The organism is Streptomyces sp. NPDC029836 (assembly GCF_055574495.1).
On the sequence record NZ_JBVHZI010000026.1, the window covers coordinates 37,119 to 61,234 of the forward strand.

Here is a 24,116-nt window from a genome sequence, read left to right on the forward strand (position 1 = left end):
CCATTTCTACTCACAATTGCTACGACGTGGACCAGTCGAAACCGACGGGCGACACTGGAACCCAACACGGGAGAAGGATGCTGATGCCCAACCGCAAAGCCCCAACCGCGCGGCAGCAGCGGCTCGGCGCAGAGCTGCGCAAGATGCGGGAACACGCCGGACTGACGCCCGCGCACGCTGTACAGCTCGTGGGTTCCGACCGAACGGCGATCTCCAACATCGAATCCGGCCGATCCGGCGTCAGCGGCGAGCGGGTAAGGACGTGGGCCGGCCACTACGGCTGTTCCGACACCGCGTACATCGACGCCCTCGCGGACATGGCCGAGGAGCGCGGGCAGGGTTGGTGGGACGACTACGCGGGCGTCCTGTCGCCCGGCGCCCTGGATCTGGCCGAACTGGAAGCCCGTTCCCACGCGCTGCGGGCCGTTCAGATCATGCACATGCCCGGCTTGCTCCAGACCGAGGAGTACGCCCGCGCCGTATTCGAGCAGGCGGTGCCCACACTCAGCCCCACCAACCTCCGCCGGCAGCTCTCGTACCGCTTGAAGCGTCGAGACGTGCTCGACAGCCCCAACGCACCGATGTGCACGTTCCTGATTCACGAGGCCGCGCTGCGGCTGGAGTTCGGCGGCGCGAAAGTGGCCAGGGCGCAGCTCGATCGATTGCTGGAGGAGTCGGAGCGGGACAACGTGAGGGTGCGAGTCATTCCGTTCGAGGCAGGCGGGTTTCCCAATGCGGGGTCGTCGACCCTGTACGCGTCGGGGCCCGTCCCCCAGCTCGACACGGTGCAGACCGATACCGCACACGGACCTGCGTTCCTCGACGCCGAGACGCGCCTCGACAACTATCGAGCGATCCTTGACCGGACCGAACAGCGCTCTCTCGACCCCGACCGGTCAAGGGACTTTATTCACAAAAGAGCACAACAAGTATGAAGGCGTAGGACTGTGGACATTCAATGGGAGAAGTCTCTTTACAGCACGGACGCGGAAGGCAGCAACTGCCTGGAGGTCGCCGAAGGAGAGGGCGACGACGAGATTCTGCTGCGGGAGAGTGACGACCCTGCGGCGATCATCCGAACGACTCGCGCGAAACTGCAAGCGTTCCTCGACGGTGCTCGCGCTGGACAGTTCGACAAGTACGGCACCGGCGCCTGATCAGGCCGATCCACAGCGGCCCTCGCATCAGCGGGGGCCGCTTCACTTTCCCTCAGTACCTCACGTATTGGCATATGCCGAATCACTCATTAGACGTCAAACAGTTGATGCGCCGTCGACGCACACGTTAACTTCGATGAGCGAGGCGGGGATGCCGGGCGACTTGAGACGCTCTGGCCCACGCTGCGCGAACTCCCCTCAGTCCTACGCCTTCTGTGGGGAGCTGGCCGCGCTCGCGCCCTGCCGCTCGTCACGGCATCGCGAGGGAGCGGCCACCCACGGAGCGGCAGGAAGGGGCACCCGTGCTCGTCCAACTCCCGGCACCCACGCACGAGCTCAGCAGTGCGCACCAGCACCTCGACCACAACGCGACCGTCCACCCCGGCGTCGCGATCGAGCGCGTCCGCTACGACCCCGACGGCGGGCCGGTCGAGGTCCGAGCCCCCGTACAGGTCGTCGCAAACGCCCTGGCTGCGGTCCGGGCCATCCGCGTCGACATCCGCGACGCGCACGTCTTCCCCATGACGCACTACGAAACGACCCGCGCACTCGAACGGGTCGACGCCGGCGGCCGGCTGCAAGCCGTCGCCGCCCTGCACCGCGGCGAGACAACCGGCTTCACGATCACCCTGCGGGACGGAACCTGCGCCGAGTGGCGACTGAGACCCGTCGTACACATCCCACTGGCCCCCGCGCCTTCCGCGGACCGCGGGTCCCCCTGTGCCCGGCGAACGGGCCAGGCGTGCCCGTAGGAGCACTTCGCCCACCGGACACATCACCCCCGGACGGCGATCCAAGCCGCGGCGGCGGGCGGAGCAGGAGTGGTAAGCAAGCGCCTCAAGATCAGGGCGAAGAGCGAGGGCACGCTCGTCCTGGACGCCCAAGGACTTTCACTGCACGTCTACGGTGACGAGGGGATGCGTGCACGTATCGAAGTCGCTCAGCAGAGCGGCCGACGCGTGGCGCTGTCCGCACTGACGCCCTTGCAGGTGCGCCGCACCGGGGAGGCCGCCAAGCGACTCCGGTTCCTACTGTCCCGGTCCGACGTGAAACCGGTCAACGACGCGGTGACGGACGCCGCAGCGAAGCTGCTGGACACCTCGGGCCTCGACGGGCACGAATGCCTCGTGGACGCACTCGTGGTGGCCACGGCCGCGCTCTGCCCGCCCCCGGTACTTCTCGTCACGTCCGACAAGTCGCACATCCCGGCGCTGTGCAAGGCCGCCGAGGAACTTCCCGGCTCACCGAAGGTGAAGATCGTCAACGTCGGAAGGTCGCACGCCGCGAGCCTGGCCGCTCAGGTCCCTACCGAGCGGCCAGGCCTTGAATGATCAGGCCTTCGGGGCCACCTTGCTCAGGCCGTTGATGATGCGGTCCATCGCGTCACCGCCCGTCGGGTCGGTCAGGTTGGCCAGCATCTTCAGCGTGAACTTCATCAGTACGGGGTGGGTCAGGCCGCGCTGCGTGGCCAGCTTCATCACCTTCGGGTTGCCGATCAGCTTTACGAAGGCGCGGCCCAGCGTGTAGTAGCCGCCGTACGTCTCCTTCAGCACCTTCGGGTAGCTGTGCAGCGTCAGTTCGCGCAGCGACGGCGTCGCGCGGGAATGGGCCTGGACGATGACGTCGGCGGCGATCTGGCCGGATTCCATCGCGTAGGCGATGCCCTCGCCGTTGAACGGGTTGACGAGGCCGCCCGCGTCACCGACCAGCAGCAGGCCCTTCGTGTAGTGCGGCTGCCGGTTGAAGGCCATGGGCAGGGCCGCGCCGCGGATCGGCTGCGTCATGTTCTCCGGGGTGTAGCCCCAGTCCTCCGGCATGGACGCGCACCACGCCTTGAGCACCTCGCGCCAGTCCAGCTCCTTGAACGCGGAGGAGGAGTTGAGGATGCCGAGGCCGACGTTGGACGTACCGTCGCCCATGCCGAAGATCCAGCCGTAGCCGGGCAGCAGCCGGTCCTGCGGACCGCGCCGGTCCCACAGCTCCAGCCAGGACTCCAGGTAGTCGTCGTCGTGCCGGGGCGAGGTGAAGTACGTACGGACCGCCACGCCCATCGGGCGGTCCTCGCGCCGGTGCAGGCCCATCGCGAGGGAGAGCCGCGAGGAGTTGCCGTCGGCGGCGACGACCAGCGGCGCGTGGAAGGTGACCGGGGTCTTCTCCTCGCCCAGCTTCGCCTGCACGCCCGTGATGTGGCCGGTGCGCGGGTCGCGGACGGGTTCGCCGACGTTGCAGCGCTCGTACAGGCGGGCGCCGGCCTTCTGCGCCTGGCGGGCCAGGGTCTCGTCGAAGTCGTCGCGCTTGCGGACGAGTCCGTAGTCCGGGTAGGAGGCGAGTTCCGGCCAGTCCAGCTGGAGGCGCTGTCCGCCGCCGATGATGCGCAGGCCCTTGTTGCGGAGCCAGCCCGCCTCTTCCGAGATGTCGATGCCCATCGACACCAGCTGCTTGGTGGCCCGCGGGGTCAGACCGTCGCCGCAGACCTTCTCGCGCGGGAACGCCGTCTTCTCCAGCAGCAGGACGTCCAGTCCGGCCTTGGCGAGGTAGTAGGCGGTGGTGGAGCCGGCCGGACCGGCGCCGACGACGATCACATCCGCGGAGTGTTCGGAGAGGGGCTCGGTCACTGCGGGGTCTCCCGAAGGCTCGATATAGGGTGCCAGGCGGCACCGGACACGTGCAGTCTAAGCAGCGAGAGAGATCACGATCCGAAGGGCTGCCCCCTATGACCACCTCGCCGACCCGGCCCCTCCCCGACGTACGCCTGCGCGTACCCACCCACGAGGACGCCCACGCCTGGCACGGGGTCTTCGACGACCCGGACGTGATGGAGTTCCTCGGCGGACCCGCCGAGCTGTCCTCGTACGTCGAGATCACCGCGCGGCAGCGGATGCACGACGCGCAGCTCGGCCACTGCCTGTGGACGTTGCTGGACGCGGACGGCGAGGTCATCGGCTTCACCGGGGCGCAGCCGTGGCCGGCGGAGAAGGCATGGGGGCCGGTCGGTGAGATCGAGATCGGGTGGCGGCTCGGGCGCTCCGCGTGGGGGCGGGGGTACGCGTACGCGGCCGCGTTGGCCGCGTTGGAGCGGGTGCGGGGGGTGGGGGTGCCGCGGGTGGTGGCGATGATCGACGATGCGAACGCGCGGTCGATCGCGGTTGCGGAGCGGTTGGGGATGACGCTCGCGGAGCGGTTTCCCTTGCCGGGTGGTGTGCGGTACGGGCGGCGCTACGAGATGGTCTTCGACGCCGGGTGAGGGTGGCGCGGGGGCCGGGGGTGCGCGGGGGCCGGGGGTGCTGCTGCGCGGGGGTCGGGGGTGCTGCTGCGCGGGGGTCGGGGGTGCCGCTGCGCGGGGCCGTTCCCCGACCCGCCCTTTCTCCGTTTCCCGGGCTCCGCCCGGACCCGAGGGGCCGGGGGCTCCGCCCCCGAACCCCTTCCGGGGCTCCGCCCCGTACCCCGCGCCTCAAACGCCGGCGGGGCTGAGTAGGGCCGCTCCGTGCGAGGGGCGTGTCAGAAGACGGACAGGCCCGTCAGGGTCGTGAAGCGGTCCAGGGCGGCGACGCCCGCTACCGAGTTGCCCTGGGGGTCCAGGCCCGGGCTCCAGACGGCCAGGGTGCACAGGCCCGGGACGACCGCGACGATGCCGCCGCCGACGCCGCTCTTGCCGGGCAGGCCGACCCGGTAGGCGAACTCGCCCGCCGCGTCGTACGTCCCGCAGGTCAGCATCACCGCGTTGATCTGCTTCGCCTCGCTGCGCGTCAGCAGTCGGGAGCCGTCCGCGCGCAGCCCGTGCCGGGCCAGGAAGCGGCCGGCCAGGGCGAGGTCGGCGCAGCTCATCTCGATGGAGCACTGCCAGAAGTAGTGGTCCAGCAGCGTCGGTACCGGGTTGTCGATGTTCCCGTACGAGGCCATGAAGTGGGCGACGGCCGCGTTGCGGTCGCCGTGTTCCTGCTCGGACGCCGCCACCTCCGCGTCGAAGCCGAGGCCCGGGTTGCCGCTCTCCTGGCGCAGGAACTCCAGCAGTTCGCTGCTCGCGTCGCCAGTCAGGCTCTGCAACCGGTCGGTGACGACGAGCGCGCCCGCGTTGATGAACGGGTTGCGCGGGATGCCGCTCTCGTACTCCAGCTGCACGAGCGAGTTGAACGGGTTGCCGGACGGCTCCCGCCCCACCCGCTCCCACAGGCTGTCGCCGCCCTCGGCCAGGGCCAGGGCCAGCGAGAACACCTTGGTGATCGACTGGGCGGAGAACGGGGTCCGCCAGTCGCCGACCCCGTGGACGTTGCCGTCGAGGTCGGCGAGCGCCATGCCGAAGCTGCGGGGTTCCACCGTCGCCAGCGCCGGAATGTACTCGGCGGGGGTACCGCTGCCGACGAGCGGGGCGACGTCCGCGGCGACCTGCTCCAGCAGCGCCGCCCAGTCGTAGGAGGCGGTCTCCACCACGGTCTGCTCAACCACGCTCTGCTACGCCTTGGTGCCGCGGTGCAGGGCGACGATGCCGCCCGTAAGGTTGCGCCAGGCGACCTTGCCCCAGCTGGCCTTCTGCAGCAGCGCGGCCAGCGCCGGCTGGTCGGGCCACTCGCGGACGGACTCGGCGAGGTACACGTACGCGTCCGGGTTCGAGGACACCACGCGGGCCACCGGCGGCAGCGCCCGCATCAGGTACTCCATGTACACGGTCCGGAACGGCGCCCACGTCGGCTGCGAGAACTCGCAGATCACGACCTGGCCGCCGGGCTTGGTCACCCGGTACAGCTCGCGCAGCGCGGCGTCGGTGTCCTGGACGTTGCGCAGCCCGAAGGAGATCGTCACCGAGTCGAAGACGTCGTCCTTGAACGGCAGCTTCGTCGCGTCGCCCGCGGTCAGCGGCAGCCAGGAGTGCTTCTTCTTGCCCTCGCGGAGCATGCCGAGGGAGAAGTCGCAGGGGACGACGTACGCGCCGGTCGCGGCGAAGGGCAACGAGGACGTGGCGGTGCCGGCGGCCAGGTCGAGGACCTTCTGTCCGGGACGGGCGGCGACCGCCTTCGCGACCTCCTTGCGCCAGAGCCGGGCCTGGCCGAGGGAGATGACGTCGTTGGTGAGGTCGTAGTTCGCCGCCACACCGTCGAACATGGAGGCGACTTCGTGCGGCTGCTTGTCCAGGGAAGCCCTAGTCACTGGCGTTGGCCCCTCGCTGTGCGGATCGACAGATACGCAGCCATCCTCTCAGGCCGTCCGCCACGGCCCCGCCCACGCCCCCGCCGGCGCCCCCGCGGCGGCCCGGGACTGGCCCCGAGGACAGTTGTGGTGCGGCGTGCGGGTGGGTTGACTGGGCGCGGGCTCCCACGGCACCGACGGTCCGGCAGGGCACGGGCACACTGGGTGCCCTCTCCTAGCAAAGGGCTCACGCATGCCGGCAGGCCGCTCGACCGGTCGTCCCCGAAGTGGTTCGCGCGTACTGCGCCGGGCCGAACGCCGCAGACGGCTGCGCCGTACGGTCCTCGGAACGACGGCGCTGATCGCTCTCACGGTGACCGCGTACACCTTCTCCCCCGGCAACCCCGAGGTCGCCACCGTCGCCGACGGGCGGGGGGCCGGGCCCGCCCCGAGCGCCCCGGCGGACGCCGGAACCGGCGCCCCCGCGGCCGCCTCCCCCGCGCCCCGGCACAGCCGCCGCGCGACGGCGGAGCCGTCCAAGGGCCACTCGGCGTCCCCGTCGGCGCCGCCCGCCTCCCCGAAGGCGTCCGCGAGCCCGTCCGCACCCGCGTCGGGCCCGGGGGTGTTCACGGCCTCCACCGTCACGGGGCAGCCGCAGGGCAAAGGAACCGTACGGAGCTGGCGGGTGGAGGTCGAGCAGGGCAGCGGCGTCGACGCGAACGCCGCCGCCCGCGGCATCGAGGCGGTCCTCGGGGATCCGCGCGGCTGGATCCACGACCCGGCGTACGGTTTCCGGCTGGCCGGGCCCGGTCAGCCGGTGGACTTCACCGTGAAGATCGCCACCCCGTCGACCACCGACCGGCTGTGCGAGGTGGTCACGCCCGAGCTGGTCGGCGAGACCAACTGCCGGGCCGGGCACACCGTCGTGGTCAACCTCAAGCGCTGGCAGGAGGGGTCCCCGCAGTTCAGCGGCACGGTGGAGGAGTACCGGGCGCTGATCGTGAACCACGAGGTGGGTCACGAACTCGGTCGGGAACACGAGACCTGCCCCGGGGCCGGGCAGCCGGCGCCCGCGATGATGCAGCAGATCAAGGGGCTGCTCGGCTGTACGTCCAACGCGTGGCCGTTCGACGTCGCGGGAACCTACCTGGCCGGTCCGCGCGTCCCCTGACACAGGAGTGTCCGGGGGGTCGGGGCTCCGGGGGCTCGGGGCCGGGCGCACGGGTGCACCGGTGTCCGGGTTCCGGGGTTCCGCGGTGAGGAGCGGGAACCGTGCGCGTCGTCAGCTTCAGCGTCCCCGCCTGGTTCCCGTCGTACGGGGCCGGGCCGGCGCCCCGGGTGCGGCTGACGGACCAGGAGTCGACGGTGTTCCTGCTACTGGCGACCGGCGCCTCCAACGCTGAACTCGCCGCCGAACTGCGGCTGTCGGTCAGCACCGTGAAGTTCCACGTGGGCAACATACGGGTCAAGCTCGGTGGGGTCAGCCGCCTCCAGGCCTGCCTGCTGGCCGCCCTCGCCCGCGACGGGCACCGGCTCCAGGAGCCGGACGACGACACCCCGGCCGGTGACGGACTCCCGCTCAGCGACGCCGGTGCAGCAGACGACCACCGATGACGGTGGCCACGCAGGTGCCCGCGCCGAGCGCGGGCAGCTCCGCCGGGGACGCCACCGCGAACACCGCGAACCGGGCCGGCGCGCCGACCGCGAGCACCCCGTGGAAGGCCTCCTCGGCGTTGTCCCGCCCGGCGAACGGGTCCAGCGCCGGCCGTCCCTCGTAGGGGACCGGCGGCACCACGGCGAGGCCCGAGCGGACCACCGCCGTGCGCACCGGGCCGACGGTGAACCGCCCCGCGACCGCCACCACCCCGCGCGCCAGCAGCTTCTGCGTACCGCGCCGGGCACTGTTGCCCCAGCGGGCCTCGGTCATCCCCAGGGCGTCGAGGGCGCCCGGCCCGCTGATCGGGTCCGCGCCGAGCTCGGCGATCTCGTAGGGGTCGTCCGGGTAGTACGTCCGCTCCAGCAGCTCGTCCGCGCCGCGCGCCAGCAACCCCGGCGTCAGCACGCCGGGCCAGCGGCGCACCCGGGCGTGCGGGGCGTCGGCGACGAGCTCCTCGTACGGGCCCGCGCGAACGATCCGCTCGCCGTCGACGAGGACGGCGCCGCCCTCCAGCGGCGTCGATCCCGGTCCGGCGAGGAGGAGTTCGGCGGTGTGCAGCGTCAGCATCGGGCGTCGGTCCCCGCCGTCAGTTCGAGGAGATGAGCTTCAGCTCGGGGTGCGCGGTGCCGCCCTCGATGGCGATGGAGGAGATGTGCGAGGCGACGCGGTCGTCGACCGGGTCGTTCGCCGGGTCGTCGTGCACCAGGAGGTGCTCGTACGTCGTCGCGCGCTGCGCCGGCGTGCGGCCGGCCTTGCGGATCAGGTCGATGATCTCCTGCCGGTTCGAGCGGTGCTTGGCACCGGCCGAGGAGACGACGTTCTCCTCCAGCATGATCGAACCGAGGTCGTCCGCGCCGTAGTGCAGGGACAGCTGCCCCGCCTCCTTGCCGACGGTGAGCCAGGAGCCCTGGATGTGGGCGACGTTGTCGAGGAACAGCCGCGCGATGGCGATCATGCGCAGGTACTCGAAGACGGTCGCCTGGGTACGGCCCTTGAGGTGGTTGTTCTCGGGCTGGTAGGTGTACGGGATGAACGCGCGGAAGCCGCCGGTGCGGTCCTGCGTGTCCCGGATCATCGCGATGTGCTCGATGCGTTCGGCGTTGGTCTCGCCGGTGCCCATCAACATCGTGGAGGTGGACTCCACGCCCAGCCGGTGGGCGATCTCCATGATCTCCAGCCAGCGCTCGCCGGACTCCTTGAGCGGGGCGATCGCCTTGCGGGGCCGGGCGGGCAGCAGTTCGGCGCCGGCGCCCGCGAAGGAGTCCAGGCCCGCGGCGTGGATCCGCTGGATGGCCTCCTCCGCCGAGACGCCCGAGATCCGGGCCATGTGCTCGACCTCGGACGCGCCGAGGGAGTGGATGACCAGCTGCGGGAATTCCTTCTTGATGGCCCCGAAGTGGTGCTCGTAGTACTCGACGCCGTAGTCCGGGTGGTGCCCGCCCTGGAACATGATCTGGGTGCCGCCGAGCTCCACGGTCTCCGCGCAACGGCGCAGGATGTCGTCGAGGTCCCGGGACCAGCCCTTCTTCTTGTCCTTCGGCGCCGCGTAGAAGGCACAGAACTTGCACGCCGTGACGCACACGTTGGTGTAGTTGATGTTGCGCTCGATGATGTACGTCGCGATGTGCTCCGTACCGGCGTAGCGCAGCCGGCGCGCGGCGTCGGCGGCCTGGCCGAGCGCGTGCAGCGGGGCGTGCCGGTAGAGGTCGAGGGCCTCTTCCCGGGTGATCCGGCCCCCTGCGGCGGCACGGTCGAGGACAGACTGGAGAAGGGCCTGGTCGGTCACCGGTGCGTCACCTTTCGGCGGTGTGTCAAGGGTCCGGACCGATCCAGCGTACGCCAGGGCCGCCGCGCGCCTTCCAGGGGCCGGGGGCGGGGTCCGCCCCCCGGCCGGTCAGGGGCTGCGCGTGAGGTCGCCCTCCGGGTTGCCGGCGGGCCGGTCGCCCGACGCGTAGTGCAGCGTCCCGTTCGCGTTGAGGGTGAAGCGTTCGTCGGCCGAGCCGTTGGAGCAGATGCCGGGGGCCGGGTTCGGGCCGCCCGAGGTGTCCAGGACGAGCGAGCGGTCGGTCGCCGACTTCAGCTTCCAGTCGCCGCTGCAATCGGTGCCGAGGAGGTCGATGACCGACTTGTCCCGGGCGACGACCTCGCCCACCTTGCCGCCCTCGATGGTGATCTCGAACGCGCTCGGCACGCCCATGCGGGCGGTCGTGACCGTCCCCTTCCAGGTCCCGGTCAGCTCCTTCGGGACGTCGCCCCGCGTCCCCTTCGGCGCGGCCGAGCCACCCCCGGACGGGTCGGGCGAAGGGGCGCCGGCCGGTGGTGACGCCGCCGGGTCGGTGTCCGCCGGCGCGGACTCCGAGGGGTGCGGACCGCTGCTCGCGGCGTCCCGGCCCGCACCGCCGCCGGGGAACAACCCCATCCCGTACAGCCCGCCGGACACCGCCGCCAGGACGGCCGCCGCCGCGAGGACGACGGTGCAGCTGAAGCGCCGCCCGGCCGCGGTCACCGTGACCCGGCGCCCGTCCGGAGCCGGCCGCGGACCCGCCGCAGCGCCGCCGGTCCCGCCGCCGCCCGCCTCCGACGGGGCCGGATGCGGCCCACCGGCCGCGCCGAAGGACCCGTACGGGCCCGCCTGCGCGGAGTACGGGGAACCGGCCGCGCCCCCGGGGCCGGGGAGCCCGCCCCCGTACGAGGGGTCCGGCGCTCCGAAGCCGGCGGCCGGCCCGGAGGAGGCCGACGTCCACGGCACCGGCCCCGAAACGGCCTCCGGCCCGACTCCGCCGCCGCCCGCCGGGTCGACGTCCAGGTCCAGCAGGGCGACGGCCGCCCGGCTCGCCTCCTCCACCAACGGCGCCGGCAACCACCCCGGGGCGCCCGACGCGCCGCCCAGGGCCACCACCAACTCCTCCGGGGCCGGCCGTTCGGACGCCGTCTTGGCCAGGCAGGACTCGATCAGCGCGCGCAGCCCACCGGCCGGGACGCCGTCGAGCTCCGGCGGCTCGTGCACCACCTTGTAGAGGAGCGTCGCCGAGTTGTCGCCACTGAAGGGCGGCCGGCCGGTCGCCGCGAAGGCCAGGACCGCGCCCAGCGAGAACACGTCCGCCGCGGCCGTGACGCCCTTGCCGAGGATCTGTTCCGGCGACATGTAGCCCGGCGAACCGACGGACACCCCGGTGGAGGTCAGCGAGGCCGTGCCGTCGGTGGCCCGCGCGATGCCGAAGTCGATCAGCCGGGGCCCGTCCAGGGTCAGCATCACGTTCGACGGCTTCACGTCCCGGTGGACGAGGCCCAGCGCGTGCACCGCGACCAGGGCCCGCGCCAACCCCGCGCCGACCGCCCGCACCGCCGGCCCGGGCAGCGGCCCGTGCCCCGCGACGGCCCGGTCCAGGGAGGGACCCGCCACGTACCCCGTCGCCACCCACGGCACCGCCGCGTCGGGGTCGGCGTCCAGCACCGGCGCCGTCCACTCCCCGCCGACCCGGCGCGCGGCCTCCACCTCGCGGCGGAACCGGGCCCGGAACTCCTCGTCCGAGGCGAAGTGCGGGTGCACGATCTTCACCGCCACGGTCCGGCCGCCCGCGCTGCGCCCCAGGTAGACGCGGCCCATGCCGCCCGCACCGAGCCGGCCGAGCAGCCGGTACGCCCCGATCGTCCGCGGTTCACCGGCTTCGAGCGGCTGCATCGCTTCCCCGTCCCCCGCACTGTGTGAGGTCACCCGACCACCCCAGCACCATAGGGCTTCGGCCCCGCCCGCGGTGGGCCGCCGACGGGCCCGCTTCCGAACCCCCGTCATATGCACGCATTCCGCTGCGCCCGCCCGTTTGCGGTACACGAGGGCGAATGGGGAACGAATTCCCGGGAAACCGCGCATTCACTTTTCGGAAGCGGAACGGCCGCGGGGATAACCCGCTCAGTGTTTCGGAGCGGCCACGTTCAGGAGCTCCACGGCGACGTCCGAGGAGTACCCGGTCGTGGGGCCCGTACGGCGCGCGAATTCACGGACGCCGGCCAGTTGTTCCGGGCCGAAACGGAAGTCGAGCGTGGTGAAGTAGCGCTCCAGCAGCTCGGCGTCGAAGGCCTCCCAGCGGGCGGCCTGCTTGGCGACCTTCGCCACCTCCGCCAGGGAGACGTCCCGGGAGGCGAGGAAGGCCTCGTGGACCTTGGCGACGACCTCCGGCTCGCGGGCCAGGTAGTCCTTGCGGGCGGCCCAGACGGCGAAGACGAACGGCAGTCCGGTCCAGTCCTTCCACATCTGCCCGAGGTCGTGGACGGCCAGCCCGAGCCGGGGCGCGTCGTGCAGCGAGGCGCGCAGCGCGGCGTCCCCGATCAGTACGGCCGCGTCGGCCTCCTGCATCATCACGCCCAGGTCAGGGGGGCAGGAGTAGTAGTCGGGCCGGACGCCGTACTGCTCGGCGAGGAGCAGTTGGGCCAGCCGTACGGAGGTCCGGGAGGTCGATCCGAGGGCGACCCGGGCGCCGTCGAGCCGCTCCAGCGGGACCTGCGAAACGATCACGCAGGACATGACGGGGCCGTCGCAGCCGACCGCGAGGTCGGGGAAGGCGACGAGCTGGTCCGCGTTGCGGAGGTACTCGACGAGGGTGATGGGAGCGATGTCGAGCTCACCCCGGACGAGGCGCTCGCTGAGTTTCTCGGGGGTGTCCTTGGTCAGCTCCAGGTCCAGCAGCGTGCCGGTTCGGGCCAGTCCCCAGTAGAGGGGCAGGCAGTTCAGGAACTGGATGTGGCCGACGCGGGGCCGGCTGCGGTAGACGTCCACATCGCGAGACTAGCCCCCGGGTTCCCGTCAGCGATCGCGCGGGTCTCAAACGTCCGAGTGACGTGATCTTTCCCTCTGGTCTCCGCCGCAGGGTGCATGCTAGGCTCGTCGCAAGTTGCAGTTTGGTTTCCCTTGCAGTACGAAGCCTGCGGAGAATGTGACCCGCAGGCTTTTGTAGTTTTCAGACTTCTTAGCAGGTTCTGGAGCAGGGCGACCCTTTGGCCCATAGGAGGGCTCATGGCTACCGGAACCGTGAAGTGGTTCAACGCTGAAAAGGGCTTCGGCTTCATCGCCCAGGACGGCGGCGGCCCGGATGTCTTCGTCCACTACTCCGCGATCAACGCCTCTGGCTTCCGCTCCCTGGAGGAGAACCAGCAGGTGACCTTCGACGTCACGCAGGGTCCGAAGGGCCCGCAGGCGGAGAACGTTATCCCGGCCTAGTCGCCTGGCCGACCGGATCGCGGTTGGATTAAGCAGTACCCAAGGAGCCCTGCCTCCTCCGTGCGAGCGGAGGAGGCAGGGCTCCTGCCTTGTGCCCGGCGGGGCGGGACGCGAAAGCCGCCGGCCGGTCACCGTGGGGACGGTGACCGGCCGGCGGTTCTGTGCGTTCGGACGCGCCCGGATCAGGCCTCGGGGGCCTTGGGGGCCTTGCCGGAGGTGACCGGGGCGGGAGCGGTACCCGTCGCCGGGGTCTCCGGCTTGGTCTCCGGCTTGGTTTCCGGCTTGGTTTCCGCCTTCGCGACGATCGTGATCTCCACGATCAGGAACGTCTTCTCGGGCGTGATCAGGCGCAGGTGGTAGGTGCCCGGGGCCACGTCCGTGGTGAGGAGTTCCGGCAGCGCGACCTTGCCGTCGGCGTCCGCCTCGGGCAGGTCCAGGGTGAACAGCTTCTTGTCCGCCCCGCCCGCGAAGTACGGCCCCTTCGCCGTCTTCGGGTCGACCGGCACCCAGACGCCCGCTTCCTTCACGACCAGGCCCGCCGTGAGCTGCGTACCGGCGACGGGCTCGTCCCCGGCGGCGGCCAGGAACTTCAGGCCCTTGACCGCCGTGCCGGTCTCGACCCGTACCGGGGCCGCGCCGTCGACGCGGGTCAGCACGAGGGGCTTGGCGGTGACCTTGCCGTCCAGGGCCAGGGTGAGCTGGGTCTTGGCGTCGTAGGCCGTCACGCGCAGGGTGAAGGTGCCCGCCTTCGGGCCCGCCGTCAGCTTCGGGGCGGTGGCGATGCCCTGGTCGTCCGTACGGACCACCACGCTGGACTGGTTCAGCGGGGAGAAGCGGGTGCCGCCGGTGGTGTCCGCCTCGACGGCGATGACGACGGCCTGGCCCACGGCCGGCTTGCCGTCGCCGAGCAGCGCCTTGAAGCGGGTGCCCTCGCCGAAGACGCTTCCGGTCTCGGCCTCCAGCTTCGCCCCGCCCGCCTGCTCCAGCTTGGCGAGCGTGGCCGGCGCCGGGGTCGGCTTCGTCGGCTCGGTGGGCTTCGTCGGCGTGGTGGGGGTGGTCGGCGTGGTGGGGGTGGTGGGCTTCGTCGGGGTCGTGGGCACGGTCGGCGTCGTCGGACCGGTGGGGGTCGTCGGCGTCGTCGGGAACGTGGGCCGCGGGGTGGGCAGCGTGCCCGTCACCGGCAGGGTCGGGAAGTTGCCGACGGGCGGGTTCGGAACCCCTGCGGCGCCGTTCTGGTACTGCCGCATGTAGCCGAGGACGTTGTTCACGTACTCGCGGGAGTTGTTGTAGCTGAGGATCGCCTTGTCGAGCTTGGCCGGGTCCGAGAGGTCCCGGTCGCCCGCGCACAGGTAGAGGCCCGCGCCCAGCGCCGCGTCGTAGATGTTGTTCGCGTCGCGCTTGCCGTCCGCGTTCCCGTCGGCCTTCCAGTCCTTCCAGGTGGACGGGATGAACTGCATCGGGCCGAAGGCGCGGTCGTACTCGGTGTCCGCGTCCCACTCGCCCTTGTCGGTGTCGCTGATCGACGCGTAGCCGTTGCCGTCGAGGCGCGGGCCGCGGATCGGCTTCTCCGTGGAGCCGTCGGACTTGAGCCCGTAGCCGGAGGCGTGCACGGACTCGATGCGGCCGATGCCGGCGAGCAGTTCCCACGGCAGCTTGCAGTTGGGCAGGGCGGCGCCGACCGACACCGCGGCGCGCTGGTAGGCGTCGAGGGCGGTCGCCGGTATGCCGCCGGCTCCGGCGGGAGCGTCGGCCCCGGGCGGCGGCGTCGGGTCGGCGAGGGCGGGCGGCAGGTCGAGCCGCGCGTCGCCACGATCGGTGGCCTGCGGGCTGTCCGGCGTCGGTTCGGACTCCCCGGCGCCCGCTGTCGCCGGGTTGGTGACGACCGCGGCGGTGGTCAGGCTGGCCGCGAGGGCGGCCGTGCACAGGACCTTGCGCGAGGTGTTGACTACATGACGGTGAAGCGGCTTCACAGTGCGGCGATCCCCCCAAGACGGCCGGCTTTCGCTAGCGGCCGGTCGAGCCGTGATTCTTCTGTCTATCAGGTATTCCGACGCGACTCGCCGTCACTCCGGTAGATATGACGCACCATTCGTCTCACCTTCACCGTCCTGTGACCCCGGACGTCCAGGGCGGGCCGCCCGGGGCCTCCCGACCGGCCCGATGAGGCGCACCCGTCCTGCCGGTAACGCCCCAATGGCCCGTTGCGGTACGGCTGGAGGTCCTTTGACCGCCTTGCCGCCCCACGCGCCGACCGGTACGGACCCGCGCCCCGGCCCGCCGGCGTCCCCGCGGGCGTGCCCGGCGGCATCCCCGTCGGCGTTCCCGGCGGCGTCCCCGTCGGCGCCCCCGGGGCGCGCCTTCCCATCCGCGCCCCCGCGACCTACCCTGACGACCCGTCAGATCGAGCCGTCAGGGAGCGCGCATGCTGTTGCGAGGGAAGACCGTCATCGTCTCCGGCGTCGGGGCCGGGCTCGGCCACCAAGTGGCCGCGGCCGTCGTGCGCGACGGCGGGAACGCCGTGCTCGGCGCGCGGACCGGGGCGAACCTGGCGAAGGCGGCCGCCGAGATCGACCCCGACGGTCGGCACACCGCCCTGCTGCCCACCGACATCACCGACGAGGCCCAGTGCGAGGCGCTCGTCGCGCTGGCCCGGGAGCGCTTCGGCGGCGTGGACGCCGTGGTGCACGTCGCCGCCTGGGACTCGTACTTCGGGGGCCTGGCGGACGCCGACTTCGGGACCTGGCAGCAGATCCTCGACGTGAACCTCCTCGGCACCCTGCGGATGACCCGGGCCTGCCTGCCCGCGCTGAAGGAGCGGGGCGGCTCCGTCGTCATCATCGGCACCCAGTCCGCCGTCGCCGCCCCCAACGAGGTGCAGCAGGCCGCCTACGCCGCGTCCAAGGGCGCGCTGACCTCCGCGATGTACTCGATGGCCCGCGAGCTCGGCCCGCACCGGATCCGGGTCAACACCGTGCTGCCGGGCTGGATGTGGGGGCCGCCCGTCCAGGCGTTCGTCACCTTCACCGCCCACACCGAGGGGGTTCCCGAGGCCGAGGTGCACGCCCGCCTCACCGAGCGGATGGCGCTGCCCGACCTGGCCACCGACGGGGACGTCGCCGACGCCGCCGCGTTCCTCGCCTCCGACCGTGCGCGGGCGATAACCGGCCAGTCGCTGCTGGTCAACGCCGGTGAACTGATGCGATGACGCCCTTCGTGCATGTACCACCGGATCGTATGCTCGCCCCATGACCACTCCGAGTGACGCTCCGACCGACAACGCGATGCGGCGCGCGCTGCGGCGGGCCCGCGACGGCGTCGCGCTGGACGCGACCGAGGCAGCCGTACTCCTGCGGGCGCGCGGCGGGGCCCTCGAGGACCTCGCCGGCTCCGCGGCCCGGGTCCGGGACGCCGGTCTCGCGGCCGCCGGCCGGCCCGGCGTCATCACGTACTCGCGCAAGGTCTTCATCCCCCTGACCCGCCTGTGCCGCGACAAGTGCCACTACTGCACTTTCGTCACCGTCCCCGGCAAGCTCCGCCGCGCCGGCCACGGCATGTACCTGTCGCCCGACGAGGTCCTCGACATCGCCCGCCAAGGCGCGGCGATGGGCTGCAAGGAAGCCCTCTTCACGCTCGGCGACCGCCCCGAGGACCGCTGGCCCGAAGCCCGCGAGTGGCTCGACGCGCACGGCTACGACGACACCCTCGCCTACGTCCGCGCCATGGCGATCCGGGTCCTGGAGGAGACGGGGCTGCTCCCCCACCTCAACCCCGGCGTCATGACCTGGTCCGAACTCCAGCGCCTCAAGCCCGTCGCCCCGTCGATGGGCATGATGCTGGAGACCACCGCCGGTCGGCTGTGGTCCGAGCCCGGCGGCCCGCACCACGGTTCCCCCGACAAGGACCCGGCCGTGCGGCTGCGGGTGCTGGAGGACGCGGGCCGCTCCAACGTCCCCTTCACCACCGGCGTCCTGATCGGCATCGGGGAGACGTACGAGGAGCGTGCCGAGGCCTTCTTCGAGCTGCGCCGGATCCAGCGCAGCTACCAGGGCATCCAGGAGGTCATCGTCCAGAACTTCCGCGCCAAGCCGGACACCGCCATGCGCGGCATGCCCGACGCGGAGCTGGAGGAGCTGGCCGCCGCCATCGCCGTCGCCCGACACATCCTGGGCCCCGGCGCCCGCATCCAGGCCCCGCCGAACCTGGTGGACGCCGAGTACGCGCTGCTCATCGGCGCGGGCATCGACGACTGGGGCGGGGTGTCCCCCCTGACCCCCGACCACGTCAACCCCGAGCGGCCCTGGCCGCACATCGAGGAGCTGGCCGCCCGGACGGCCGCCGCCGGCTTCGAGCTCCGCGAACGCCTGACCATCTACCCGGAGTTCCTGCGCCGCGGCGAGCCCTGGCTGGACCCCCGGCTGCTGCCGCACGTCCGCGCCCTGGCCGATCCGGACACGGGCATGGCGAACGCGTCCGCGAAGGTCGAGGGGCGTCCCTGGCAGGAGCCCGACGAGGGCTTCGCCGCGTACGGGCGCACCGACCTGCACACCGCCATCGACACCGAGGGCCGCACCGGCGACCGCCGCGAGGACTTCGACCACGTCTACGGCGACTGGGACGCGCTGCGCGAGGCCGCCGCCCCCGGCATGGTGCCCGAGCGCATCGACACCGACGTACGGGCCGCGCTGGCGCGGGCCGCCGACGACCCGACCGCGCTGACCGACGCGCAGGCGCTGGCCCTGCTGCACGCGGACGGCCCGGCCCTTGACGCCCTGTGCCGGGTCGCGGACGACCTGCGCAAGTCGGTGGTGGGCGAGGAGGTCACGTACGTCGTCACCCGGAACATCAACTTCACCAACGTCTGTTACACCGGCTGCCGTTTCTGCGCCTTCGCGCAGCGCCGCACGGACGCCGACGCCTACACCCTGTCGCTGGACCAGGTCGCCGACCGCGCCGCCCAGGCGTGGGACGTGGGCGCGGTCGAGGTGTGCATGCAGGGCGGCATCCACCCCGACCTGCCCGGCACCGCCTACTTCGACATCGCGCGCGCGGTGAAGGAACGCGTCCCCGGCATGCACGTGCACGCCTTCTCCCCGATGGAGGTGGAGAACGGCGCCACCCGCACCGGCATGTCCGTACGGGACTGGCTGACGGCCGCCAAGGAGGCCGGGCTGGACTCCATCCCGGGTACGGCGGCGGAGATCCTGGACGACGAGGTCCGCTGGGTCCTCACCAAGGGCAAGCTGCCGACGGCCGACTGGATCGACGTCATCTCCACGGCGCACGAGCTGGGCATCCGCTCCTCCTCCACGATGATGTACGGCCACGTCGACCAGCCCCGGCACTGGCTCGGCCACTTCCGGACGCTGGTGCGGATCCAGCGGGCGGCCCTGTCCAAGGGGGTGGAGGGCTTCACCGAGTTCGTGACGCTGCCCTTCATCCACACCAACGCGCCCGTCTACCTGGCGGGCATCGCCCGGCCCGGCCCGACCGTCCGCGACAACCGTGCGGTCACGGCGATGGCCCGGCTGCTGCTCCACCCGCACATCACCAACATCCAGACGAGTTGGGTGAAGCTGGGCGCGGACGGCGCGGCCGAGATGCTCCGCTCCGGCGCCAACGACCTGGGCGGGACGCTGATGGAGGAGACCATCTCCCGCATGGCCGGATCCGGTTACGGCTCGTACAAGTCGGTCCGGGACCTGATCGCGGTCGCGGAGGCGGCGGGCCGGCCGGCGAGGGCCCGTACGACCCTCTACGGGGAGGTGCCGCAGGAGCGGCAGGACGCGGCCCGCGCCTCGGACGGCCACCTGCCGGAGCTGCTGCCGGTGCTGGACTGACGGCGCGCGGGAACGACCGGCCCGCGCGGATGGACGCGGGAAGGAGCCCGGCCGTGGGTGGCCGGCCGGGCTGGAGTCGATACCGAGGCCGTCCTTCAGGTAGCGGTCGAAGCTGCCGTACTTCGCCTTGACCTCGCGGCTGGAACCGTTCGCATTCCGGCCGTTCTGCGGTCACTTAAGGGCGAGGTGACGGACTACTTCCGGAATCGACCGAACCTGTCCACTACAGTCACGCCAAAGCCTGGGGGGGAAACACAAATGGACACTGCCATGTCGAGAACTGGGGCACCGGCGCCTGCGGGGGCGGCGCCGGAACCCGCGACGACCGACGACGACGGCGCGAGCGGCGCACCGGCCGTACCGCGCGCGCGGGAGGCCTCCGACGCGTCGGCCCCGCCGGCGGGGGTCCCGCCGGTCGCCGCGGTCCCGGGCCCCGCCACGTCCGCCGCGGTGGCCACCGCCCTGTGGGGCCGCACCGAACAGCAGGACTTCCGCAGTCGGGTCCGCGGCACCCTCCTCGGTACCGCCATCGGCGACGCCCTCGGCGCACCCGTCGCCGGCCTCTCCCTCAACGGCATCCGCGAGACCCACGGCCTGGCCGGCCTGACCGAGCCCGCCCCCGCCCACGGCCGCCGCGGCACCGTCACCGCCTCCACGCAGCTCACCCTGTTCACCGTCGACGGCCTGATCCGGGCCCACGTACGCCGTGACACCGGTGGCTGGCACCCGCCGACCGACGTCCACCGCGCGTACCTGCGCTGGGCAGCCACCCAGCACGACTGGGGCCCGGACGAACGCCGCGAGGACAACGGCTGGCTCGCCGGCGAGGAATGGCTCTACGCCCGCCGCGGCCCCGACCGCGCCTGCCTCACCGGCTTCGCCGACGACGTCCTCGGCACCCTGGAACAGCCGAAGAACCCCACCGCCCGCGACGCCGCCGCCACCGTCCGCTCGGCCCCCTTCGGCCTGCTCGTCGGCTGGGAACCCGCCCTCGTCCTGCAACTCGCCGTCGAGTGCGCCACCCAGAGCCACGGCCACCCCACCGCGTACCTCTCCGCCGGCGCCCTCGCCGTCATCGTCCACGGCCTGACCCGCGGCGAAACCCTCGACGCCGCCGTCCAGCGCGCCCTCGGCCTGCTCGGCACCCGCCCCGGCCACCAGCCGGTGACCGACGCCCTGCAACGGGCCGTCGCCGCCGTCACCCTCCAGGCCCCGAGCCCCAAGGCCGTCGAATCGCTCTCCCCGGGCGACGGCCGCGACGCCGAGGACGCCCTCGCCGTCGCCGTGTACTGCGCCCTCGTCGCCGAGGACGTCCCGCACGGGCTGCGCCTGGCCGTCAACCACGGCGGCGACTCCACCGCCACCGGCGCCCTGTGCGGAGCGCTGCTCGGCGCCCTCCACGGCGAGACGGCCCTGCCGCCCGCCTGGCTCACGGACCTGGAGGGCCGCGCCACGATCCTGGAACTCGCCGACGACTTCGCCCTCGAAATGACCCAGGGGCCCGCCCTCCACGGCCCCTCCGCCTCCGCCCCCGGCTGGCTGGCCCGCTACCCGCGCGCCTGAGGGGCCGCCCCCCGGCCCGCTACGCCGTCCGCGGGCGGATCCACAACGCCCGTGCGTACGCGCACGGTTCGCCGTCCGGGGTGGCCAACGCGGTGCCCACCTCGCACTTGCGGCCGTCCACGCCGAGCAGCCAGGCGTACGAGATCAGCCCCTCCCCCGCCACCGGCACCGGCCGCAGCAGCCGCGCCGTCAGCGAGGCCGTGACGGCGCCACCGGGGCCGGCCGCGAGCAGCCGCCCGGCCGCGTTGCCCGGGCAGTCCAGCGCGCCCCACACCAGCTCGGCCGGCAACACCCCGTCCGCCCTCGCGAGTTCGGGTCCCGGCGTCCACGCCGCGGCCACCAGGTCCCGTCCGGGCACCCGCCCGCAGTGCAGCCGCAGCCCCGTCGCCGAGGTCCGGCCGAGTCCGCAGCCGAAGCAGTCGACCTGCTCGTCCGGCGGATCCGCCCGATAGGCGTCGGCGGCCTTCACGGCCTCCGCCCAGGAGGGCGCCGCGGGCAGCTCCCCGACCGGCGCCGCGACCGCCGCGGCGGCGGCGAGCAGCACCCCGTCCCCGTCGAGCAGGGACACCCCGTCGGGACCCGGCTCGGGCCGCACGGGCGTCCCCGTCGGAACGGGTCGCCGGAAGTCCACCCGTACCGCCTCCCCCTCGGCCGGGGTCGCCATCCGCGCGGCCAGCAGCCCCGCCACCCAGCCGCCGAAGGCCACCCCCGGGTAGCCGTGCAACGCCTCCGGCACCGTGATCGTCTCCGTGCCCCTCACGCCATCCACCTCTCCACGCCCGTCGTGTGACCCTGCCGGCCTCGCCCGCGAGGCCTTACCGTGTCCCTCCCACGTCCCGGAGGTGCACGCGCCCATGCGGATCGCCACGACCATCTTCCTCACCGACCTGACCATCTCCCCCACCCGCCTGGCCCGTTCGCTCGAAGAGCGCGGCTTCTCCGGCCTGTACCTCCCCGAGCACACCCACATCCCCGTCAGCCGCGCCACGCCCGCCCCGATGGGCGGCGACCTGCCCGAGCAGTACGGACGCACCCTCGACCCGTTCGTCGCCCTCGGCCAGGCCGCGGCCGTCACCGAGCGGCTGCACCTGGGCACCGGCATCACCCTCGTCGCCCAACACGATCCGATCGGCCTCGCCAAGCAGGTGGCCACCCTCGACCACCTCAGCGGCGGCCGCGTCACCCTGGGCATCGGCTACGGCTGGAACGTCGAGGAGGCCGCCGACCACGGGGTCGACTGGCCCACCCGCCGCGAACGCGTCCGCGACCACATGGCCCTGATGCGCGCCCTGTGGGCCCCGCGACCGACCGCCCACGAGGGCCCGTACGGCTCCGTCCAGGCGAGTGCCGCCCACCCCAAGCCGGTCCGGGCCCCGCGCGAACTCGCCGCCGGGCAGCCCCTGTACGGGCCGCGGACGCTGATCGGCGGGTCGGCGGGCCCGAAGCTGTTCTCGGCGATCGTCGACCATGCCGACGGCTGGCTCCCCATCGGCGGCCGCGGCCTGACCGAGTCCCTGCCGGTCCTGCGGCAGGCCTGGGAGGCGGCGGGCCGCGACCCCAAGACCCTCCAGGTGGTCCCGTACGCGGTCCAGCCGAGCCCCGGCAAACTGGCCCACTACGCCGAGCTTGGCATCGAGGAGGTCGTCCTCCAACTCCCCTCGGCCCGCGAGGCGGAGATCCTCCGGACCCTGGACGAGTTCGCCCAGTACCTGTGACACGCCGCCCCCGGCGAGGTGCCGACCGTCCCCCGAACGGCTGATAGTTTGGCGCGTTCCGCCGATCGACTCCGTTCAACTCGCCTCATCTGGGGGACTTACCCGTGCTCGACCACCTGCGCCTCTCCGTCGCCGCCACCACCGCCGCCGTGGCCGTCCTGACCCTGACCGGCTGCGGCAGCGAGGACTCCCCGGCCGCCGACAAGCCCTCCGCCGGCGTTTCCTCGACCCCGGCGCCCGGCACCCCGGCGCCGGGCGGCGACGCCAAGGGCGGCAGCCTGGAGGGCGGCTGGATCGCCATGTCCAACCCGGGCAAGGGCGTCATCCTGACCGTCAAGGGCCAGATCGCGTTCGTCGTCGAGGCCGCCACCGGCCTGACCTGCGAGGGCACCACCAACGGCAAGACCATCGACCTGAAGTGCCCGGCCGGCGCACAGCGCTCGAAGGGCAAGGTCGACTCCGTGGACGCCACCACCCTGAAGGTCACCTGGGAGGGCGCGGCCGGCACCGACACCTTCCAGAAGAGCGAGCCGGGCAAGCTCCCGTCCCTCCCCGCCCTCCCGAAGTAGCCACGGGGGGCGTGGCGGGAACGGGCCCGCCGGCGGGTCGAGGCGTGCAGCGCCGCGCACATGACGGGCCGCTGGAACACGTCTTCTCGACGGAGGATCGCCGGGAACTGCGCGCCCACCTGGACGAACTCACCCGGACCGGCACCGTCCGCGCCGAGGACGTCCGCGTGGACGTCCTGTGCGGCCGCCCGGCCCGCACGACGCACCACCAGGTCAGCGGCCGGATCCCGGAACCCGAGGCATAGCGGCGCGCCCGTGCCCGATCACGCGAACGGCGGGGGGCCGGCCCTGAACAGGGTCGGCCCCCCGCCGTTCGAAGTGGGGTGATCCCGCCGGACGTCAGCTGCCGCTGCGATGGAACCCACGACGCGGCGCCGGCACGGTGTTCAACCGACGCGCACCCGCATTACGGGGCAACGGATTGCGCTTCACGGGCGCGGCAGGAGCCGCCGCCAGGAGCGCGATGAGAGCAACGACCGCGAGGAGGATGAGCGCGGTAGCCATGGTCATCTCCTTCTCTTTCGCCGGGTACTGAATGCACGTCACTACCAAGTGTTACCGGATCGGGACACCTTAAACACGAGCGGTAGTCGAGGAGTGTCGCACCGGACGTCGCGTGACCATCAAATGCCGCACTGTGATCGGTCGTTGTGCAGGTCGGATCAGGGAGGCGGCACCGGACCGGGCGGCGACACACCGAAGGCCGGACGCCAAAAGCGCCCGCCGGGCAGAGCCTGACGGGCGCCGAGGAAGTAGTCGACGTCGCGCTCGAACCGGACCCCCGGCACGACACGCCGCACGTGCGCCCATATGCCGGGCGCCACACGGTACTCACCCGCGACCATCCACGGATCGTCACCCAGCACGAAGAGGTGCCGAATCGCCAGGAACTGCCCCCGCGCAAGGCAAACGGACTCGACCAGCTCCTCGTCCGCACCACCGAAGCCGGTCAGATCCCAGGCCAGGTTGTACCCGTCGGCGAATGGATAGTCGCTGCTCACCGCCTCAAGCTAGGCGCCCCCACAACCGCCCCGCACCTGCTTTTCGGGGGGTGGGGGGTGGGTGGGCGTTGCTGGGCGGGGGTGGTCCGCCGGGCGGGGGCGGGGGCGGGGGGTGTGCGGGGTGCCCATGGTCCGGGTCAGAGCTGGTTTGGTGGTTTCCCGCCGGTCTCATCGTCTCTTCGTGGCGGGCCGGTCCCTCAAGGGCGCTCCTCCTTCGTCGTCGCGTCGCTTCGCGATGGCCTTCGGCCACCCTTGACCGACCGCCCCACCACGAAAAGCCG

The 24,116-nt window shown here is 72.5% G+C and carries 25 protein-coding genes; 14 read left to right on the top strand and 11 right to left on the bottom strand.

Features of this window, described 5'->3' with window-relative positions:
- Positions 1-83 precede the first annotated feature (83 nt).
- The 4 genes from ACZ4XJ_RS36075 to ACZ4XJ_RS36090 all read left to right on the top strand — a co-directional run bounded on the left by ACZ4XJ_RS36075 (position 84) and on the right by ACZ4XJ_RS36090 (position 2,488).
- Positions 84-935: a helix-turn-helix domain-containing protein gene (locus ACZ4XJ_RS36075; RefSeq protein WP_362881966.1), complete on the top strand. Its 852-nt coding sequence runs from the start codon at positions 84-86 to the stop codon at positions 933-935.
- Positions 936-947: 12 nt separating this feature from the next.
- Entirely contained in the window at positions 948-1,157 is a 210-nt protein-coding gene (locus ACZ4XJ_RS36080; protein WP_362881944.1) for a DUF397 domain-containing protein, read from the top strand.
- Positions 1,158-1,459: 302 nt separating this feature from the next.
- Positions 1,460-1,909: a hypothetical protein gene (locus ACZ4XJ_RS36085; RefSeq protein WP_468498706.1), complete on the top strand. Its 450-nt coding sequence runs from the start codon at positions 1,460-1,462 to the stop codon at positions 1,907-1,909.
- Positions 1,910-1,978: 69 nt separating this feature from the next.
- A complete protein-coding gene (locus ACZ4XJ_RS36090; RefSeq protein WP_468498707.1) occupies positions 1,979-2,488 on the top strand; it encodes a PIN domain-containing protein in 510 nt (169 codons plus the stop codon).
- On the opposite strand, the gene ACZ4XJ_RS36095 is transcribed toward ACZ4XJ_RS36090, so the two are convergent.
- Entirely contained in the window at positions 2,489-3,772 is a 1,284-nt protein-coding gene (locus ACZ4XJ_RS36095; protein WP_362881947.1) for a geranylgeranyl reductase family protein, read from the bottom strand.
- Between the two features lie 98 nt (positions 3,773-3,870).
- On the opposite strand from ACZ4XJ_RS36095, the gene ACZ4XJ_RS36100 reads away from it, so the two are divergent.
- Positions 3,871-4,401 carry a GNAT family N-acetyltransferase gene (locus ACZ4XJ_RS36100; RefSeq protein ID WP_362881948.1) on the top strand — a complete coding sequence of 177 codons (531 nt, stop codon included), beginning with the start codon at positions 3,871-3,873 and terminating at the stop codon, positions 4,399-4,401.
- Between the two features lie 254 nt (positions 4,402-4,655).
- Here ACZ4XJ_RS36100 and ACZ4XJ_RS36105 read toward each other — a convergent pair whose 3' ends face one another.
- Both ACZ4XJ_RS36105 and ACZ4XJ_RS36110 read right to left on the bottom strand, forming a co-directional pair.
- A complete protein-coding gene (locus ACZ4XJ_RS36105; protein ID WP_383999360.1) occupies positions 4,656-5,552 on the bottom strand; it encodes a glutaminase in 897 nt (298 codons plus the stop codon).
- A gap of 54 nt (positions 5,553-5,606) precedes the next feature.
- Positions 5,607-6,299 (bottom strand): demethylmenaquinone methyltransferase, encoded by a 693-nt coding sequence (locus tag ACZ4XJ_RS36110; RefSeq protein WP_468498708.1) that lies wholly within the window; start codon positions 6,297-6,299, stop codon positions 5,607-5,609.
- Between the two features lie 232 nt (positions 6,300-6,531).
- Here ACZ4XJ_RS36110 and ACZ4XJ_RS36115 point away from each other — a divergent pair, with 232 nt between their 5' ends.
- Positions 6,532-7,449, top strand: coding sequence for a DUF3152 domain-containing protein (locus ACZ4XJ_RS36115; protein WP_468498709.1), 918 nt, complete (start codon positions 6,532-6,534; stop codon positions 7,447-7,449).
- Positions 7,450-7,550: 101 nt separating this feature from the next.
- On the top strand, positions 7,551-7,892 hold the full coding sequence (locus ACZ4XJ_RS36120; RefSeq protein WP_468498710.1) for a helix-turn-helix domain-containing protein: 342 nt from the start codon (positions 7,551-7,553) through the stop codon (positions 7,890-7,892).
- Here ACZ4XJ_RS36120 and ACZ4XJ_RS36125 read toward each other — a convergent pair.
- The 4 genes from ACZ4XJ_RS36125 to ACZ4XJ_RS36140 form a co-directional block, all read right to left on the bottom strand.
- On the bottom strand, positions 7,858-8,502 hold the full coding sequence (locus ACZ4XJ_RS36125) for an imidazolonepropionase-like domain-containing protein (RefSeq protein ID WP_362881953.1): 645 nt from the start codon (positions 8,500-8,502) through the stop codon (positions 7,858-7,860). The two genes, ACZ4XJ_RS36120 and ACZ4XJ_RS36125, sit on opposite strands and share 35 nt — an antisense overlap.
- Before the next feature lie 19 nt (positions 8,503-8,521).
- Positions 8,522-9,721 (bottom strand): cyclic dehypoxanthinyl futalosine synthase, encoded by a 1,200-nt coding sequence (gene mqnC / locus ACZ4XJ_RS36130; protein WP_383999352.1) that lies wholly within the window; start codon positions 9,719-9,721, stop codon positions 8,522-8,524.
- A gap of 108 nt (positions 9,722-9,829) precedes the next feature.
- On the bottom strand, positions 9,830-11,617 hold the full coding sequence (locus ACZ4XJ_RS36135; RefSeq protein WP_468498716.1) for a serine/threonine-protein kinase: 1,788 nt from the start codon (positions 11,615-11,617) through the stop codon (positions 9,830-9,832).
- A gap of 228 nt (positions 11,618-11,845) precedes the next feature.
- Entirely contained in the window at positions 11,846-12,709 is an 864-nt protein-coding gene (locus ACZ4XJ_RS36140) for a menaquinone biosynthetic enzyme MqnA/MqnD family protein (protein ID WP_362881955.1), read from the bottom strand.
- A gap of 237 nt (positions 12,710-12,946) precedes the next feature.
- On the opposite strand from ACZ4XJ_RS36140, the gene ACZ4XJ_RS36145 reads away from it, so the two are divergent.
- Positions 12,947-13,150, top strand: coding sequence for a cold-shock protein (locus ACZ4XJ_RS36145; RefSeq protein WP_015610594.1), 204 nt, complete (start codon positions 12,947-12,949; stop codon positions 13,148-13,150).
- A gap of 182 nt (positions 13,151-13,332) precedes the next feature.
- On the opposite strand, the gene ACZ4XJ_RS36150 is transcribed toward ACZ4XJ_RS36145, so the two are convergent.
- Positions 13,333-15,120, bottom strand: a complete 1,788-nt coding sequence (locus ACZ4XJ_RS36150; protein WP_468498711.1) for a lytic transglycosylase domain-containing protein — start codon at positions 15,118-15,120, stop codon at positions 13,333-13,335.
- Between the two features lie 452 nt (positions 15,121-15,572).
- On the opposite strand from ACZ4XJ_RS36150, the gene ACZ4XJ_RS36155 reads away from it, so the two are divergent.
- The 3 genes from ACZ4XJ_RS36155 (at position 15,573) to ACZ4XJ_RS36165 (ending at position 20,550) form a co-directional block, all read left to right on the top strand.
- Complete coding sequence (locus tag ACZ4XJ_RS36155) at positions 15,573-16,355, top strand: SDR family oxidoreductase (RefSeq protein WP_362881957.1); 783 nt, start codon at positions 15,573-15,575, stop codon at positions 16,353-16,355.
- A gap of 40 nt (positions 16,356-16,395) precedes the next feature.
- Complete coding sequence (locus ACZ4XJ_RS36160; RefSeq protein ID WP_362881958.1) at positions 16,396-18,987, top strand: bifunctional FO biosynthesis protein CofGH; 2,592 nt, start codon at positions 16,396-16,398, stop codon at positions 18,985-18,987.
- A gap of 462 nt (positions 18,988-19,449) precedes the next feature.
- Positions 19,450-20,550, top strand: coding sequence for an ADP-ribosylglycohydrolase family protein (locus ACZ4XJ_RS36165; RefSeq protein ID WP_468498717.1), 1,101 nt, complete (start codon positions 19,450-19,452; stop codon positions 20,548-20,550).
- A 19-nt stretch (positions 20,551-20,569) separates the two neighbouring features.
- Here ACZ4XJ_RS36165 and ACZ4XJ_RS36170 read toward each other — a convergent pair whose 3' ends face one another.
- Positions 20,570-21,310: a PaaI family thioesterase gene (locus ACZ4XJ_RS36170; RefSeq protein ID WP_468498712.1), complete on the bottom strand. Its 741-nt coding sequence runs from the start codon at positions 21,308-21,310 to the stop codon at positions 20,570-20,572.
- 94 nt (positions 21,311-21,404) lie between these two features.
- Here ACZ4XJ_RS36170 and ACZ4XJ_RS36175 point away from each other — a divergent pair, with 94 nt between their 5' ends.
- From ACZ4XJ_RS36175 to ACZ4XJ_RS36185, 3 genes are all read left to right on the top strand, one after another.
- Positions 21,405-22,265 carry a TIGR03619 family F420-dependent LLM class oxidoreductase gene (locus ACZ4XJ_RS36175; RefSeq protein WP_468498713.1) on the top strand — a complete coding sequence of 287 codons (861 nt, stop codon included), beginning with the start codon at positions 21,405-21,407 and terminating at the stop codon, positions 22,263-22,265.
- Positions 22,266-22,369: 104 nt separating this feature from the next.
- Entirely contained in the window at positions 22,370-22,834 is a 465-nt protein-coding gene (locus ACZ4XJ_RS36180; RefSeq protein WP_468498714.1) for a hypothetical protein, read from the top strand.
- Between the two features lie 44 nt (positions 22,835-22,878).
- The gene (locus tag ACZ4XJ_RS36185) at positions 22,879-23,079 is read left to right on the top strand and encodes a hypothetical protein (protein WP_362881962.1); all 201 of its coding nucleotides are present in this window, start codon (positions 22,879-22,881) and stop codon (positions 23,077-23,079) included.
- 94 nt (positions 23,080-23,173) lie between these two features.
- On the opposite strand, the gene ACZ4XJ_RS36190 is transcribed toward ACZ4XJ_RS36185, so the two are convergent.
- Together ACZ4XJ_RS36190 and ACZ4XJ_RS36195 are read right to left on the bottom strand one after the other, a co-directional pair.
- The gene (locus ACZ4XJ_RS36190; protein ID WP_362881963.1) at positions 23,174-23,338 is read right to left on the bottom strand and encodes a hypothetical protein; all 165 of its coding nucleotides are present in this window, start codon (positions 23,336-23,338) and stop codon (positions 23,174-23,176) included.
- Between the two features lie 158 nt (positions 23,339-23,496).
- The gene (locus ACZ4XJ_RS36195) at positions 23,497-23,835 is read right to left on the bottom strand and encodes a hypothetical protein (RefSeq protein ID WP_362881964.1); all 339 of its coding nucleotides are present in this window, start codon (positions 23,833-23,835) and stop codon (positions 23,497-23,499) included.
- Positions 23,836-24,116: the final 281 nt, after the last annotated feature.